Here is a 14,402-nt window from a genome sequence, read left to right as displayed (position 1 = left end):
GCCCCGGCAGTCTGGAGAGGGCACCGTCCATGCCACCGTCCGTGAGTCGTCGACCCCGAAGAGAGACCATGCGCCGCCCTGTGTTCCGCCCGCCCTCCTGGTTCCCCGTGGACGGTTATCTCCTCGCCTTGCTCGGCACCGTCGGGCTGGCCGCCCTGCTGCCGGCCCGCGGCGTCGCTGCCACCGCCGCGGACGGTGCCTCCACCGGGGCCGTCGCCCTGCTGTTCTTCCTCTACGGGGCCCGGCTCTCCACCCGGGAGGCGATGGACGGCCTGCGTCACTGGCGCCTCCACCTCACCACCCTGGCCTGCACGTTCGTCGCCTTCCCGGTGCTCGGCCTGGCCGCCCGCGGCCTGGTCCCCCTGGTGCTGCCGCCTGCGCTGTACACCGGCCTGCTGTTCCTGTGCCTGGTGCCGTCGACGGTCCAGTCCTCCATCGCCTTCACCTCCATCGCGCGCGGCAACGTGGCGGCGGCGATCTGCGCCGGCTCGTTCTCCAGCATCGTGGGCATCGTCCTCACCCCGCTGCTGGCCGGGCTGGTGCTGCACGGCAACGGCAGTGGCTTCTCCGTGCACTCGCTGGTGTCGATCGTCTGCCAACTGCTGCTCCCGTTCGTCGCCGGACAGCTCCTGCGGCGGTGGGTGAGCGGCTTCCTCACCCGGCACAAGAAGGTCCTCGGCTACGTCGACCGCGGCTCGATCCTGCTGGTCGTCTACGCCGCGTTCAGCGCCGGCATGGTGCAGGGCATCTGGCACCAGGTCTCCCCGCTGCGGCTGCTGTGCCTGGTGGGCGTGGAGGCGGTGCTGCTGGCGGTCATGCTGACGCTCACCTCGTACGGCTCGCGGAAGCTGGGCTTCTCGCGGGCCGACCGGATCGCGATCACCTTCGCCGGCTCCAAGAAGAGCCTGGCCGCCGGGCTCCCGATGGCCAGCGTCCTCTTCGGCGCTCAGGCGGGGCTGGCGGTGCTGCCGTTGATGCTGTTCCACCAGATGCAACTGATGGTGTGTGCGGTGCTCGCCAAGCGGTACGCGGCCCAGGTGGACGCCGACGGGCGGCCGGTGGTCGGGTCCGGCGGGGCCGGGCCCGACCGGTCCGCTCAGCGGCCGCCCGCCACCCGGTCCAGCGGCAGCCCGAGCACCAACGGGCCGGCCACCGACGCGTCGTCGACGCGCACCCGGGAGAGCTCGGCGTCGGTCAGGGCCCGGCGGTAGACCCGGACCTCGGCCAGCGCGCCGGTGAACTGGGCCCGGCCGTCCGGCCGCTGGCCCAGGTGCACGCCGAACGTCGTGGTCCGGCTGACCGATCCGGGGACGTCGGCGGTGCTGGTGGTCGCGGCGCCGTCCACGGTCAGCAGCAGCCGGCCGCCCACCCGGCGCAACGCGACGTGGTGCCACTTCCCGTCGCCGGCGGCCACGGCGCCGGTGACCTGGGCGGTGGCCGGCGGTCGGGCGCCGTCGACCGCCGTCAGGCGCGCGGTGATCCGGCCGTGCGCCGGATCGCCCTCGATGGCGACCTGCGGGGCCCGGCTGCCCACGCCGCCCATCCACAGCAGCGGCTGTTCGCCGCTGGTGGCGCGGTAGCGCAGCCACAGGGTGCAGGTGAAGTCCGCGCGGCCCAGCGGGAGCGCCTCGCGGTACGGCAGGCGCACCGCGTCGTCGGTGCCGTCGAAGGACAGGGCGCGGCCGAACGGGCCGTCGGTGAGCCGGGCGCCGCCGAGCACCAGCGCCGGCCGGGCGCCGCGGGCCCGGTCGGGGGTGGTCGGGTCCTGGCCGCGGCGCGGTCCGAGCCACTGCTCGGTGAAGCGGGCGAAGCGGATCTCGTCCCGGGCGTCGGCGGCGCCGCCCTCGTAGAGCAGGCCGGTGACGGTGGGGGAGACCGCGACCAGGTCGGAGTACCCGGACCAGTCGGTGGTGACCCGGGCGCCCCGGTCCACGCCCTCCCAGGTGCGGCCCTCGTCGTAGGAGGACCGGATGGTCATCACCCGGCGGCGGTCGGGGTCGGCGGGGGCGGCGAGCAGGGTGCGGCCGGGCCCGCCTCGCGAGCCGGGCAGGCGCAGCGCCGACGCCTGCACCATCGGGGCGTAGAGGTCGGGGACGGCGCGGAAGGGGGCGGTGAAGGTGTCGCCGCCGTCCCGGCTGACCGCGGCGGTGCGGTTGCCGAGGTCGGTGCCGTCCTGCTCCCGGCCGTTGACGTAGAGCGAGCCGTCGGAGCGCTCCAGGAGGGTCATCTCCGAGGGCTTCTGCCGGAAGGTGCCGTCCCGGGCGATTGGCCAGCTGTCCTGTGCGCCGACCTTCCAGGTGGCGCCCCCGTCGTCGCTGTGGACGAGGGCGGCGTGGTTGGCGGTGATCCGGCCCCCCGCGAAGCTCTCGGCGTTGACGCCGAAGACCAGCCGTCCCGCGTGTCGTCCGTGGGCGAGCTGGACGCCGTGCACCGGCCCGGTGGCGTACCAGGAGTTCCACTGCCGCGGACGGATGGTGCGGGTCAGGTCGCGGGGGGCGGACCAGGTGGCCCCGTCGTCGTCGCTGTACTGGAGGTGCGGGGTGCGGTCGCAGGGGACGTCGCAACTGAGGCCGTCCGTGCGGCCCTTGTTGTAGGTCTCGGCGAGGACGATCCGACCGGTGCGGCGGTCCACCACCGGTGCCGGGTTGCCGTGGGTGTCGCCGGCACCGTGGTTGACGACCTGGAGCGGGCCCCAGCTCCGGCCGCCGTCGCCGGAGCGCTTGAGGACGAGGTCGATGTCGCCGGCGTCCCCGCAGTCGTGCACCCGGCCCTCGGCGAAGGCGAGCAGGGTGCCGCGGACGGTCCGCACGATGGCGGGTATACGGAAGCACGCGTAGCCCTTCTCGTGGGCCGCCGTGAAGAGCACCTGCTGCGCGAAGCCGCCGGGCGGGGCGTCGGTGGCGGCCCGGGCGGGCGCGGTCGCCAGGGCGCCGAGCGCGGTGGCGGTGAGCGCGGCGACGGCGGACGGGGCGCGGCGGCGCCGGGGTCTACGGCGGGGGAGGGGGTGCGCGCGGAGATCTGACGTCATGGTCCGGCCTGCCCTTCGAGGCATCGGGTCGGGTCATCAGGACATCCAACGTCCTATGTGCAGATGCGACGGAAGCTACTGCCGTGCGGGGAGCGCGACAAGGAGCCTGCGTCGGTTCTGCGCGCCCGGCCCGGAATTCACCCTCCCGGGCCGGGAGCGCTGCGCCGTGTGCGCCATGCGGGACCGGTGGGGCGGAATGGGCGCGCCCGCTTCGGTCGGGGGCGCGGCCCGGCCGGTCACGGGCGGAGCACCACCTTCCCGAGGTTGGCCCGCGCCTCGATGATCGCGTGGGCCTGCGCGGCATCGGCCAACGGCAGTTCGGCGTGGACCGCGGCACGCAGCCGGCCGGCCCCGGCCAGCTCCCACAGCTGCGCCCGGTGCCGCGCGTACCGCGCGCGGTGGACGGTGGCGAAGCGCCGCATGGTCAGCCCGGTGATGGTCTTGGCGCCGGCCAGCAGCTCGTACGCCGGCACCGTGCCGCCGCCGGAGCTGAAGAACACCAGTCGTCCGCCCGGCGCCAGCGCGGCCAGCGCCCGCGGCAGCAGCTCCCCGCCCACCCCGTCCAGCACGACGTCGACCGGCTCGCCCCAGGACTCCCGGTCGTAGGTCACCACCTCGTCGGCGCCCAGTCCGTACAGGAACTCCGCCTTGGCCGCCGAGCCGACCGCGGCCACCACCCGGGGAACGCCCTGGAGCTTGGCCAGTTGGACGGCGAGGTGGCCGGTGCCGCTGGCCGCCCCGGTGATCAGTACGGACTCGGCGCGGGACGGTGCGGCGGTGCTGAGCGCGGCCAGCGCCACGTGCCCGCCGCGCACCAACGCCACCGCCTGCACCGCGCTCGCGCCGTCGGGGACGCGGCTGGCCAGGGCGGCCGGGGCGAGGGCCAGGTCGCCGTAGGAACCGGTGAGGGTGATCGAGGTGATCCGGTCGCCGACCGCGGCGTCGGTGACGTCCGGGCCCAGGGCGATCACCTCGCCCGCGATCTCGCCGCCGATCACGCCGGGCAGGGGGTCGCCGCCCCCCTTGCCGTCGCCGCGCACCCGGCGCACCGCGGGCAGGGTGACGCCGATCGCCTCGGTGCGGACGAGGAGTTCGCCGGGGCCGGGCGTCGGGTCCGCGGCCTCCTCCAGGCGCAGGACCTCGGGGCCGCCGTAGGCGTGGTAGCGGACACGGCGCACGGGCCGTCACCTCCGGGGAAGGGCGGTCGCACCGCGCGACCGGTTTCATTGGATTCCCCAACGATAAGCGTGAACCGTTGGGTCTGCCAATGGTTTTTGTGGGAGAACCCTACGTTGGTCCACCCCACGGATTCCCGGGTACGGTGCCCCCATGGCCGACACCCCCGCCCCCTACGCCCCCAGCCGGATCCGCGCCCTGCCCAGTTGGCTGCTGGGCCGCGCCGCCGCCCGCGGCCACCGGCTCGTCGCCGAGGCCCTCGCCACCGAGGGCCTGCGGATGATGCACCACGCCGTGCTCTGCGCGGTCGCCGAACTCGGCCCCGTCTCGCAGGCGGAACTGGGGCGGACCACCGGCATCGACCCCAAGGACGTCGTCGCGCTCGTCAACGACCTGCAAAAGGACGGGCTGGTCACCCGTACCCCCGACCCCAAGGACCGCCGGAAGAACGCCGTCGAGATCTCGGCGGCGGGGCAACGGCGACTGCACCGCACCCAGCGGCTCGGCGACGAGGCCAACGCCCAGCTCACCGCCGCACTGACCGACGAGGAACGCGCGCAACTGGTCGCCCTGTTGACCCGGATCGTGGCACCCGGGGAGTGAGCCCCGGGGCGCGCCGCCGAGGCGCGCCGGGCGGACTCAGCCCGCGGCGGCCGTGCTGTCCAGCGCCAGCCGGTGCGCGCCCGCGTAGACGTTCATCGACTTCCCGCGCAGGAAGCCGACCAGGGTCAGCCCGCTCTCGACGGCCAGGTCGACGGCGAGCGAGGACGGCGCGGAGACCGCGGCCAGCACCGGTATGCCGGCCATCACGGCCTTCTGCGCCAGCTCGAACGAGGCCCGCCCGGAGACCATCAACACGCAGGACGACAGCGGCAGTCGACCGTCCTGTAGTGCCCGCCCGACGACCTTGTCCACCGCGTTGTGCCGCCCCACGTCCTCGCGGACGTCCAGCAGTTCGCCGTCCGCCGTGAAGAGCGCCGCCGCGTGCAGCCCGCCGGTCCGGTCGAAGACGCGCTGGGCGGCCCGCAACCGGTCGGGCAGGCCCGCCAACGTCTCCGGGGCCATCCGCAGCGCGGGCTCCGCGGCCGCGTCCAGGCTCCAGCGGGCCGTCGTGCGCACCGCGTCCAGACTGGCCTTGCCGCACAGCCCGCACGACGACGTCGTGTAGAAGTTCCGCTCCAGCGTGAGGTCGGGGATGGTGACCCCGGCCGCCAACCGGACGTCGACGACGTTGTAGCTGTTGCCGCCGGCGGCCTGCTCCCCGTCCGGTCCGGGGGCGCCGCCGCTCGTCGCCCCCGCGCAGTACACGATGTTCGCCAGCTCGTCCGCGCGGGCCAACACGCCCTCGCTGACCAGGAAGCCCGCGGCCAGCGCGAAGTCGTCCCCCGGGGTGCGCATGGTGATCGCCAGCGACTTGCCGTTCAGCCGGATCTCCAACGGCTCCTCGACGACCAGGGTGTCCGGGCGGCTGCTGACCGCGCCGTCGCGGATCCGGATGACGCGGCGTCGTTCGGTGACCCGTCCCATGTCTGATCAGCCCCGGTTCTGTCTGCGGTGGTGGCCGTGGTTGCCGTCGTCCCTCGTCCGGCGCGGGCGTCCACCCGCCCCCGCCGTGCGGACCGCCCGGTGGATCGCCGCGGTGGCCTGTGGCGGAACGGATGCACTCAGTAGACTGTAGACGATAGCCAATTACGGAGGGGACCCCGATGCTGTCCAGAGGTCTGCCGCAGGGCGCCGTACCGAAGCTCGAACGTCCCGGACCGCTGCGCGAGCGCGTCTACGAGGCACTGCTCGACCTGATCACCACCCGTGCGCTCCGCCCCGGCCAGCACCTGGTCGAGAGCGAACTGGCCGGCCACCTCGGAGTCTCCCGCCAGCCGGTCCGCGAGGCGCTCCAGCGGCTCAACACCGACGGCTGGGTCGATCTGCGCCCCGCCCAGGGCGCCTTCGTCCACGAGCCGACCGAGCAGGAGGCGGACCAGCTCCTGACGGTCCGCACGCTCCTGGAGGCCGAGGCCGCCCGGCTCGCCGCGACCCATGCCGACCCGACCGGCATCGCCGCCCTGGAGCGGCTCTGCGAGCAGGGCGAGCGCGCCGTCCAGGACGACGACGTCGAGACCGCGGTCGCGCTCAACGCGGCGTTTCACGCCAAGGTGACCGAGCTGGCCGGCAACGCCGTGCTCGCCGAACTCGCCGCGCAGGTCGGACGCCGGGTGCGCTGGTACTACACCCCGGTCGCCCGGCAGCGCGGCAAGCGGTCCTGGGTCGAGCACCGCGAACTGATCGCCGCGATCGCCGACGGCGACGGGGCCCGCGCCACCGCCGTGATGCGCGCGCACACCGAGCACACCCGGCGGATGTACCACGAACGCGACCGCGAGGACGCTTGAGCCGATCGCGACCGCAGATGGCCGATCCTCGCCCCTGCCGGCGGGGCCCCGTCCGATCCGCGAGACCCGCGGCGAGGACCGGCCCGCCGCCGGGTAGGGTGCAGGCGATCACGCACCAGCTGATCACGGACGCACCACCACGAACCGACCAGGAACGGCGAGACGCACATGAGCGAAGGGACAGCACCGGCGGCCGGCGACGCGGCCTCCGTCGCGGACGAGGCGGCCCGCGAGCGGCTGCTCTACCTGCGCGGCAGCATCGACAACCTCGATGCCGCGCTGGTGCACCTGCTCGCCGAGCGCTTCAAGTGCACCCAGCAGGTCGGTGAACTCAAGGCCCGGCACAGCCTGCCGCCCGCCGACCCGGCCCGCGAGGCCGCCCAGATCGCGCGCCTGCGCCGCCTGGCCGAAGACGCCCGCCTGGACCCGGCGTTCGCCGAGAAGTTCCTCAACTTCATCATCGGAGAAGTGGTCCAGCACCACCGCGCCATCGCCGACCGGGCCGTGAACAGCGGCGACGCGAAGCCGGTCTAGCCCCACGCCCCGCACGCCCGGTCCACGCTCGGGTCCCGCCCCGGGGTGCGCCGCCGGGACAGCGAAACGCCCCGCCCCTGCCACAGCAGGGACGGGGCGTTCGCCGTGCGGGCGCCGGTCGGGGCGCGCCCGTCAGTGGTGCGTGTGGGTGGTCCGGCGCACCGGAGCCTTGGGCGCGCCGCCCTGGGTCGGCTTCAGCTTGCCCGCGGTCTTGGTGACGGCGTTGACCACGGCGTCGATGTTGACGTTGGGCTTCTTGACGACGCCCTTGGAGACCGTGTCGTTGTTGAGGAGGTTGTCGGCCGCTGCCGCGACCCCCCGGTGGCCGTCGGCGAACGCGGGGGCGGCGACGCCCAGTGCCATCACCGCGCCGGCAACAACCGCAGCGGCCTTGGAGTACGTCATGGTGGACAGTCCCTTTCTGGGTCAGTGATCGAGCGGTGTCTTCCGCCGGCGCGACGGACGTACCGGCCGGGCGCTGTCGCACCCGGCACGCTCCCCGTCGGCACTCACCCAAACGGACTGGCCGCCCCCAGGACACGGCACGGTTCCGAACTGCCCTGGAATGCACCCGAACGTGTCGCCGCCCGCTCACGTCATTTCCCGGCTGATCGGCCGGGGATTGGGCGCCACGTCCCGCAGGCGGGGACGGCCCGGCTGGTGCAGCAACAACGTGAACGCCGCCGCCACCAGGGACAGGCCGCCCGCCAGCAGGTACGCGCCGTCGTACCCCCAGGCGCCGACCACCATCGAGCCCAGTCCGCCGCCGAACAGGCCGCTGATCAACTTCCCGCTGTAGACCAGTCCGTAGGTGGAGGCGTTGTAGTTCTCGCCGAAGTAGTCCGGGGTCAGGGCGGCGAAGAGCGGATAGAAGGCCCCGCCACCGAATCCGGAGAGGAACGCGAAGACCAGGAACAGCCCCTGGCTGTGGAGCTCGCCGGCCCACAACACCCCGAACTGGGCCAGGCCCAGGACCACGATGACCACCACCAGGGTCGTCTTGCGGCCCCACAGGTCCGACAGCCAGCCGACCGCGGCCCGCCCCACGCCGTTGACGACGGACATCACGCCCATCGACGAGGCGGCGACCAGCGGGCCGAACCCCACCTCCTTCGCGAAGTCCACCTGGAAGGAGATCCCGAAGATCGAGACGCCGGCGGTCAGCACCACGCTCACCCACATCAGCGGCAGCATGCCGCTGCGGATCGCCTCCTTCGGCGTGAACTGCCGCACCGCCGGCGGGTTCTTCACCAGGAAGGCGGGGCGCCGCACCGAGTCGTCGGTATGCGGCGGGGCGACGTCGGCGGGCCACCAGTTCTTCGGCGGGTCCTTGAAGAACCAGGCGCAGCCCGCCACCACCACGAGCACGTAGACCCCGATGCCGTCCAGCACCTCGGTGAAGTCCGACGTGTCGAAGGCGTAATTGAAGACGAAGATGAACGGCAGTGCGCCGTAGGCGAACCCACCGTTGACGAATCCGGTCTTCGCGCCGCGCCGCTCCGGGAACCACTTGCCCACCATGTTGATGCAGGTCGCGTAGACGAGTCCGGAGCCGATGCCGCCGACGACCCCGAAGCCGCAGAGCGCGGCCAGCACGTCGTCCAGGTGCCCCAGGGCCACGAACCCCGACAGGCTGAGTACCGCCCCGACGAACATCGCGCGGCGCGCGGTCAACAGCCCGCGCTCCCGTAACCAGCCCGCCGGAAAGGCGATCCCGGCCTGGCAGAAGACCCAGACGCTCAGGATCCAGAAGGTGTCGCTCCGGGACCAGCCGTGGGCGTGCGACAGGGTGCCCTCGGCCGATCCGTAGGCGTATTCGGAGACGCTGATGGCCATCATCGCCAGCCACGGCAGATACACCATCAGCTTCCGCGAGTGACCGCCGAGCAGCTCCCGGTCGGTCTCCCCGATCCGGTACACCCGGCCCTTCGCGTCGATGACCTCCCGATACGCGGTTCCCGTCGTCGCCGTGCCGTCCCGTCCGCCGTCGTCCATACCGTTCACCTCGGAATCGAAAAACCCGGTCAGCGCGTCCTCGGTCCGCTCGCTCGGTGCTCCGGGCGCGCTCAGGTGTCGAGCAGCCCCGCGGCCCGCGCCCAGCGGTACTTCGCGCCGAGCACCGCCACCGGCTTCTCGGTCGTGTACGGGTAGGCGACGACGCCGTGCGCGAAGAGCCGGGCGGCCGCCTCCTCCACCTCGGTGTCCCCGGCCAACGAGGCCACCACCGGCTTGTCGATCCCGCGCGCCCGGAACTCCTCGACGACCCGCCCGGTCAGCTCGGCGAAGACCGCCGGCGGGGTGACGAGGGTGTGCCAGTAGCCCAGCACCAGCGCATGGATCCGCGGATCCGCAAGCCCCAGCCGCAGCGCCGCCTCGTAGGTCGCCGGTGGCTCGCCGCCCGTGATGTCGATCGGGTTGCCGGCCGAACCGAACGGCGGGATCAGGCGCCGGAACGCCGCGTCCAGGTCCGCGGGGACGTCCATCAGCCGCAGCCCGTTGTCCACCAGCGCGTCCGACAGCAGCACCCCGGAACCACCGGCGCCGGTGATGACCACCACGTTGTCGCCCCGGGGCACGGGCAGGACCGGGAGCGCCCGGGCGTACTCCAGCAGCTCGTTCAGGCCCGGCGCCCGGATCACCCCGGCCTGCCGCAGGACGTCGTCGTAGACCGCGTCATCGCCGGCCAGCGCACCGGTGTGCGAGCCGGCGGCCCGCGCCCCGGCGCCGGTCCGTCCCGCCTTCAGCACCACGACCGGTTTCTTCGGCACGGTCTCCCGGGCCGCCGCGACGAACGCCCGACCGTCCTTGAGGTCCTCCAGGTGCATCGCGATGCAGTCGGTGTGCGGATCCTCGCCGAAGTACGTGAGCAGGTCGTCCTCGTCGACGTCCGCCTTGTTGCCGAGCCCGACGATCGCCGAGACCCCGGTCCGGGTGGCCCGGGCGAAGCCTAAGATCGCCATCCCGATGCCGCCGGACTGCGAGGTCAGCGCCACCTTGCCCTTCACGTCGTAGGGGGTGCAGAACGTGGCGCACAGGTCCTGCCAGGGCGAGTAGTAGCCGTAGATGTTCGGCCCCAGCAGTCGGACGCCCCACTCCGCGCCGATCGCCACGATCCGCTCCTGTAGGGCGTGTTCACCGGTCTCGGCGAAGCCGGACGGGATCAGCACGGCGTTCGGCACGCCCTTGCGGCCGACCTCCTCCAGCGCCGCCGGCACGAGGGGCGCGGGGATGGCGAACACCGCCACGTCCACCTCGCCCGGCACGTCCAGCACCGACCGGTACGCCTTGCGGCCCAGGACGTCGTCGGCGGTGGGGTGCACCGGATGGATCTCGCCGGGGAAGCCGCCGTCGAGCAGGTTGCGCAGCACCGAGTGGCCGATCTTGCCCGGGGTGCCGGAGGCCCCGATGACCGCCACCGAGCGGGGGCGCATCAGCCGCCGCATCGCGGCGAGGATCTCCTGCCGGCCGTGGCGCGGGCGCTGCGGCGGCGCCTCCGTGCCCAACAGGATCCGCACGTCCGCGGCCGTCGCGCCGTCCGCGGCGGCGAACACCGGATTGAGGTCGATCTCCGCGATCTCCGGGAAGTCCGCGGCCAGTTGGGAGGTGCGGACGATCAGGTCGACGAGCGCCGACCGCTCCACCGCCGGGCCGCCGCGCACGCCCCGCAGCACCTCGGCCGCCCGGATGCCGTCGAGCATCGACGCCGCGTCCTCGGCCGTCGCCGGCGCGAGCCGGAACGTGACGTCCTTGAGCACCTCCACCAGGACCCCGCCCAGCCCGAACGCCACGACCTTCCCGAACGTCGGATCGGTGACCGTCCCGACGATCACCTCCTGCCCGTGCGTCACCATCTGTTGCACCTGCACGCCGACGATCCGGGCCTGCGGTGCGTACGCCCGCGCGTTCGCCACGATCGTGGCGAACGCGCCGCGCACCTCGGCCGCCGAGCCCAGGCCGGTCCGCACCCCGCCGGCCTCGGTCTTGTGCGGGATGTCCGGCGAGGCGATCTTCAACGCCACCGGGAAGCCGATCCGATCGGCGAGCGCCACCGCGTCCTCGACGGTCTGTGCCAGCCCCTCGGCCGGCACCGCGATCCCGTACGCCTCGGCGATCACCTTGGCCTCGGGCGCGGTGAGCACCGTCCGCCCGCTCCCGCGCACCGCCGCCAACACCCGCTCCACCGCGTCACGTTGAGGCTCCATCAGATCACTCCCGTCGTCTTCAGGCGCTCCAGTTCCGCCTCGCCCAACCCCAGTTCCGCGCCGTACACCTCGGCGTTGTGCTCGCCCAGCAGCGGCGAACGGTGGACCTCGACGGGGGAGTCGGAGAGCTTCAGCGGCGAACCGACCGTGGTGAAGGAGCCCCGCTGCGGATGCGCGACCTCCACCACCATCCCGTCGGCCGCCAACGAGGGGTCCTCGATGATCTCCTTGGTCGACAGGATCGGCCCGCAGGGGACGTCACGGGCGGTGAGCCTGGCCAGCACCTCCCACTTCGGCAACGTGCTGCTCCACTCCTCGATCAGCTGGAACACCTTCGTCAGCTTGGGCAGCCGGGCCTCCGGCGTGGCCCAGTCCGGGTCCTCGGCCAGCTCCGGCCGGCCGATCAGCTCGGTCAGCGGTCGCCAACCGACCGGTTGCACGATCACGTACACGTAGTCGTTCGGCCCGCCGGGCGCGCACTTCACCGCCCACCCCGGCTGGCCGCCGCCGCTGGCGTTGCCGCTGCGCGGCACCTCGGCGCCGAAGTCCTCGTTCGGATACTCCGTCAACGGGCCGTGGGAGAGCCGTTGTTGGTCCCGCAGCTTGACCCGGCACAGATTGAGCACCGCGTGCTGCATGGCGACGTTGACCCGCTGGCCGCGGCCGGTCCGGGTGCGTTGGAAGAGCGCGGCCAGGATGCCCGCGACGCAGTGCACCCCGGTGCCGGAGTCGCCGATCTGCGCACCGGTCGCCAGCGGCGGCCCGTCCGCGAAGCCGGTGGTCGCCATCGCCCCGCCCATCGCCTGCGCCACCACTTCGTACGCCTTGAAGCCGGTGTACGGGCCCTCGCCGAAGCCCTTGATGCTGGCGTAGACGATCCGCGGGTTGATCTCCTGGATGCGCTCCCAGGTGAAGCCCATCCGGTCGACCGCGCCGGGCCCGAAGTTCTCCACCAGGACGTCGCTGCGGGCGATCAGCTCGGTGAGCAGCTCCTTTCCCCGCGGGGTCTTGGTGTTGAGGGTGATGCTGCGCTTGTTGCAGTTGAGCATCGTGAAGTAGAGCGAGTCGGCGTCCGGGACGTCCCGCAGCTGACGCCGCGTGATGTCCCCGCTCACCGCCTCCAGTTTGATCACGTCCGCACCCAGCCAGGCGAGCAACTGCGTGGCGGAGGGCCCGGACTGAACGTGCGTCATGTCGAGGACGCGAATGCCGTCGAGTGCCTTGGACACGGCCGAACCCTCCTACTTGTACATGGTCTGGTTCATCGTTCCGGGGGCGTAGGCGTCCGGATCGATCCACACGTTGATCAGCGACGGCTTCCCCGACTCGCGGGCGCGGCGCAGCGCGGGGCCGATGTCGGCGGGGTCGCGGACCTCCTCGCCGTATCCGCCCAGCATCCGCGCGAACGCGTCGTAGGGGACGTCGCCGAGGGTGTTGCCGACCCGCTCCCGCGCCGCGCCGTACTTGGCCCGCTGGCCGTAACGGATCTGGTTCATCGAGGAGTTGTTGCCGACGACGCCGACGAACGGCAGGTCGTAGCGGACCAGCGTCTCGAAGTCCCAGCCGGTCAGGCTGAACGCGCCGTCCCCGAAGAGCGCCACCACCTCTTTCTCCGGTCGCGCCTGCTTGGCCGCCAGGACGAAGGGGACGCCGACGCCGAGCGTGCCCAGCGGCCCCGGGTCCATCCAGTGCCCGGGCGACCTCGGCTGGACGACCTGGCCCGAGAAGGTCACCACGTCCCCGCCGTCGCCGATGAAGACCGAGTCCTCGGTGAGGAAGTCGTTGATCTCGCTGACCAGGCGGTACGGGTGGATGGGGCAGGCGTCCGACCGCAGCTGCGGCAACCGCTTGTCCAGCGCGACCTGTTCGGCGGCGCGCAGCTCGTCCAGCCACGCCTTGCGCTTGGCGCCGCCCGCGTCGATCCGCCCGGACGCGGCCTCGGCGACCGCCTTGAGGACCAGGCCCGCGTCGCCCACGATCCCCAGGTCGACGTCGCGGTTGCGGCCCACCGTGCGGTAGTCCAGGTCGATCTGGACCACCGTCGCGTCCGCCGACAAGCGCTTGCCGTACCCCATCCGGAAGTCGAACGGCGTCCCCACGATCACGATCACGTCGGCGTGCGCGAACGCGTACCGGCGCGACAACTGGAAGTGGTGCGGATCGCCGGGCGGCAGCGTTCCGCGCCCGGCCCCGTTCATGTACGCCGGGACGTTCAGCGCCCGGACGAGTTCCACCGCGGCGTCGGTCCCGCGCGTCGTCCACACCTGGCTGCCCAACAGGATCGCCGGCTTCTCGGCGCGGACCAGCAGGTCGGCGAGGCGCTGGACGTCGTCGGGGTCGCCCGGGGAGCGGGTCGACGCCCGGTAGTGCCCGGCCCGCGGGACCCGGGCCGCGGCGGCCGGCACCGCGGCGTCCAGCACGTCGCGGGGGATCTCCAGGAACGACGGCCCGGGCGCCCCGTGGAAGCACTCCCGGAACGCCATCGACACCATGTCGGCGGCGCGTGCGGTGTCCGGCACCGTCGCCGCGAACTTGGTGATCGGCGTCATCATCTCGACGTGCGGCAGGTCCTGGAGCGAGCCCATCTTGTGCTGGGTGCGCGCCCCTTGACCGCCGATCAGCAGCATCGGCGACTCGGCCCGGAAGGCGTTGGCGACCCCGGTCACCGCGTCGGTGGTGCCGGGCCCGGCGGTGACCACCGCGCAGCCCGGCCGCCCGGTGAGCCGCGCGTACCCGTCCGCGGCATGGGCGGCGACCTGCTCGTGACGGACGTCCACCACCTGGATGCCCTCGTCGACGCAACCGTCGTAGATGTCGATGATGTGGCCCCCGCAGAGGGTGTAGACGACCTCGACGCCCTCCGCCTTGAGCGCCTTGGCGACCAGGTGCCCGCCGGAGACGAGGTCCCGGGCGCCCGCCGCCTGTGTCGCGTCCTGTGCGTGCGTTGCGTCGTCGGGCATGTGCATCGCTTCCTTTCGGACCGCCCGCGGTTGCCGCTGCCGCCTTCGTCGTCGCGCACCCCGACGCCGAGTCCCACGTGTCCACCTCGACGGCGCTGAGAAGAACGCCCAC

12 protein-coding genes are annotated in these 14,402 nt (G+C 73.1%); 4 read left to right on the top strand and 8 right to left on the bottom strand.

The features are described 5' to 3' along the window. Positions 1 to 68: 68 nt before the first annotated feature. A complete protein-coding gene (locus ABD385_RS03420) occupies positions 69 to 1,211 on the top strand; it encodes a bile acid:sodium symporter family protein (protein ID WP_344573356.1) in 1,143 nt (380 codons plus the stop codon). Here the strand turns inward: ABD385_RS03420 and ABD385_RS03415 are convergent. Then, on the bottom strand, positions 1,097 to 3,028 hold the full coding sequence (locus tag ABD385_RS03415; RefSeq protein WP_344573355.1) for an exo-alpha-sialidase: 1,932 nt from the start codon (positions 3,026 to 3,028) through the stop codon (positions 1,097 to 1,099). The two genes, ABD385_RS03420 and ABD385_RS03415, sit on opposite strands and share 115 nt — an antisense overlap. A gap of 236 nt (positions 3,029 to 3,264) precedes the next feature. Beyond that, positions 3,265 to 4,206 carry a quinone oxidoreductase family protein gene (locus ABD385_RS03410; protein ID WP_344573354.1) on the bottom strand — a complete coding sequence of 314 codons (942 nt, stop codon included), beginning with the start codon at positions 4,204 to 4,206 and terminating at the stop codon, positions 3,265 to 3,267. Positions 4,207 to 4,357: 151 nt separating this feature from the next. Here ABD385_RS03410 and ABD385_RS03405 point away from each other — a divergent pair, with 151 nt between their 5' ends. Continuing rightward, positions 4,358 to 4,807, top strand: coding sequence for a MarR family winged helix-turn-helix transcriptional regulator (locus tag ABD385_RS03405; protein ID WP_344573353.1), 450 nt, complete (start codon positions 4,358 to 4,360; stop codon positions 4,805 to 4,807). 36 nt (positions 4,808 to 4,843) lie between these two features. On the opposite strand, the gene fdhD is transcribed toward ABD385_RS03405, so the two are convergent. Continuing rightward, on the bottom strand, positions 4,844 to 5,731 hold the full coding sequence (fdhD, locus tag ABD385_RS03400; protein WP_344573352.1) for a formate dehydrogenase accessory sulfurtransferase FdhD: 888 nt from the start codon (positions 5,729 to 5,731) through the stop codon (positions 4,844 to 4,846). A gap of 179 nt (positions 5,732 to 5,910) precedes the next feature. On the opposite strand from fdhD, the gene ABD385_RS03395 reads away from it, so the two are divergent. Both ABD385_RS03395 and ABD385_RS03390 read left to right on the top strand, forming a co-directional pair. Further along, entirely contained in the window at positions 5,911 to 6,594 is a 684-nt protein-coding gene (locus tag ABD385_RS03395; protein WP_344573351.1) for a GntR family transcriptional regulator, read from the top strand. Between the two features lie 168 nt (positions 6,595 to 6,762). Continuing rightward, positions 6,763 to 7,128, top strand: coding sequence for a chorismate mutase (locus tag ABD385_RS03390; RefSeq protein ID WP_344573350.1), 366 nt, complete (start codon positions 6,763 to 6,765; stop codon positions 7,126 to 7,128). A 132-nt stretch (positions 7,129 to 7,260) separates the two neighbouring features. On the opposite strand, the gene ABD385_RS03385 is transcribed toward ABD385_RS03390, so the two are convergent. The 5 genes from ABD385_RS03385 to ABD385_RS03365 form a co-directional block, all read right to left on the bottom strand. Continuing rightward, positions 7,261 to 7,533: a hypothetical protein gene (locus tag ABD385_RS03385; protein WP_344573349.1), complete on the bottom strand. Its 273-nt coding sequence runs from the start codon at positions 7,531 to 7,533 to the stop codon at positions 7,261 to 7,263. A gap of 186 nt (positions 7,534 to 7,719) precedes the next feature. Further along, positions 7,720 to 9,123, bottom strand: a complete 1,404-nt coding sequence (locus ABD385_RS03380; protein ID WP_344573348.1) for an OFA family MFS transporter — start codon at positions 9,121 to 9,123, stop codon at positions 7,720 to 7,722. 71 nt (positions 9,124 to 9,194) lie between these two features. Then, complete coding sequence (locus ABD385_RS03375; RefSeq protein ID WP_344573347.1) at positions 9,195 to 11,330, bottom strand: acetate--CoA ligase family protein; 2,136 nt, start codon at positions 11,328 to 11,330, stop codon at positions 9,195 to 9,197. Next, positions 11,330 to 12,559 carry a formyl-CoA transferase gene (gene frc / locus ABD385_RS03370; protein ID WP_344573346.1) on the bottom strand — a complete coding sequence of 410 codons (1,230 nt, stop codon included), beginning with the start codon at positions 12,557 to 12,559 and terminating at the stop codon, positions 11,330 to 11,332. The genes ABD385_RS03375 and frc overlap by 1 nt, the downstream gene beginning before the upstream one ends. Positions 12,560 to 12,571: 12 nt before the next feature. Beyond that, the gene (locus ABD385_RS03365; RefSeq protein ID WP_344573345.1) at positions 12,572 to 14,290 is read right to left on the bottom strand and encodes a thiamine pyrophosphate-binding protein; all 1,719 of its coding nucleotides are present in this window, start codon (positions 14,288 to 14,290) and stop codon (positions 12,572 to 12,574) included. Positions 14,291 to 14,402 lie beyond the last annotated feature (112 nt).

It is taken from the genome of Streptomyces lunalinharesii (assembly GCF_039532155.1).
Classification (GTDB): Bacteria; Actinomycetota; Actinomycetes; order Streptomycetales; family Streptomycetaceae; genus Streptomyces; species Streptomyces lunalinharesii.
This window is presented reverse-complemented; position numbering and strand designations above follow the sequence as displayed.

What these genes read in the sequence shown, in the direction of transcription:
- ABD385_RS03380 (WP_344573348.1), bottom strand. Translation starts at nt 9,123, where the DNA reads ATGGACGACGGCGGACGGGACGGCACGGCGACGACGGGAACCGCGTAT.
- ABD385_RS03390 (WP_344573350.1), top strand. Translation starts at nt 6,763, where the DNA reads ATGAGCGAAGGGACAGCACCGGCGGCCGGCGACGCGGCCTCCGTCGCG.
- ABD385_RS03385 (WP_344573349.1), bottom strand. Translation starts at nt 7,533, where the DNA reads ATGACGTACTCCAAGGCCGCTGCGGTTGTTGCCGGCGCGGTGATGGCA.
- fdhD (WP_344573352.1), bottom strand. Translation starts at nt 5,731, where the DNA reads ATGGGACGGGTCACCGAACGACGCCGCGTCATCCGGATCCGCGACGGC.
- ABD385_RS03420 (WP_344573356.1), top strand. Translation starts at nt 69, where the DNA reads ATGCGCCGCCCTGTGTTCCGCCCGCCCTCCTGGTTCCCCGTGGACGGT.
- ABD385_RS03375 (WP_344573347.1), bottom strand. Translation starts at nt 11,330, where the DNA reads ATGGAGCCTCAACGTGACGCGGTGGAGCGGGTGTTGGCGGCGGTGCGC.
- ABD385_RS03365 (WP_344573345.1), bottom strand. Translation starts at nt 14,290, where the DNA reads ATGCCCGACGACGCAACGCACGCACAGGACGCGACACAGGCGGCGGGC.
- ABD385_RS03395 (WP_344573351.1), top strand. Translation starts at nt 5,911, where the DNA reads ATGCTGTCCAGAGGTCTGCCGCAGGGCGCCGTACCGAAGCTCGAACGT.
- ABD385_RS03415 (WP_344573355.1), bottom strand. Translation starts at nt 3,028, where the DNA reads ATGACGTCAGATCTCCGCGCGCACCCCCTCCCCCGCCGTAGACCCCGG.
- ABD385_RS03405 (WP_344573353.1), top strand. Translation starts at nt 4,358, where the DNA reads ATGGCCGACACCCCCGCCCCCTACGCCCCCAGCCGGATCCGCGCCCTG.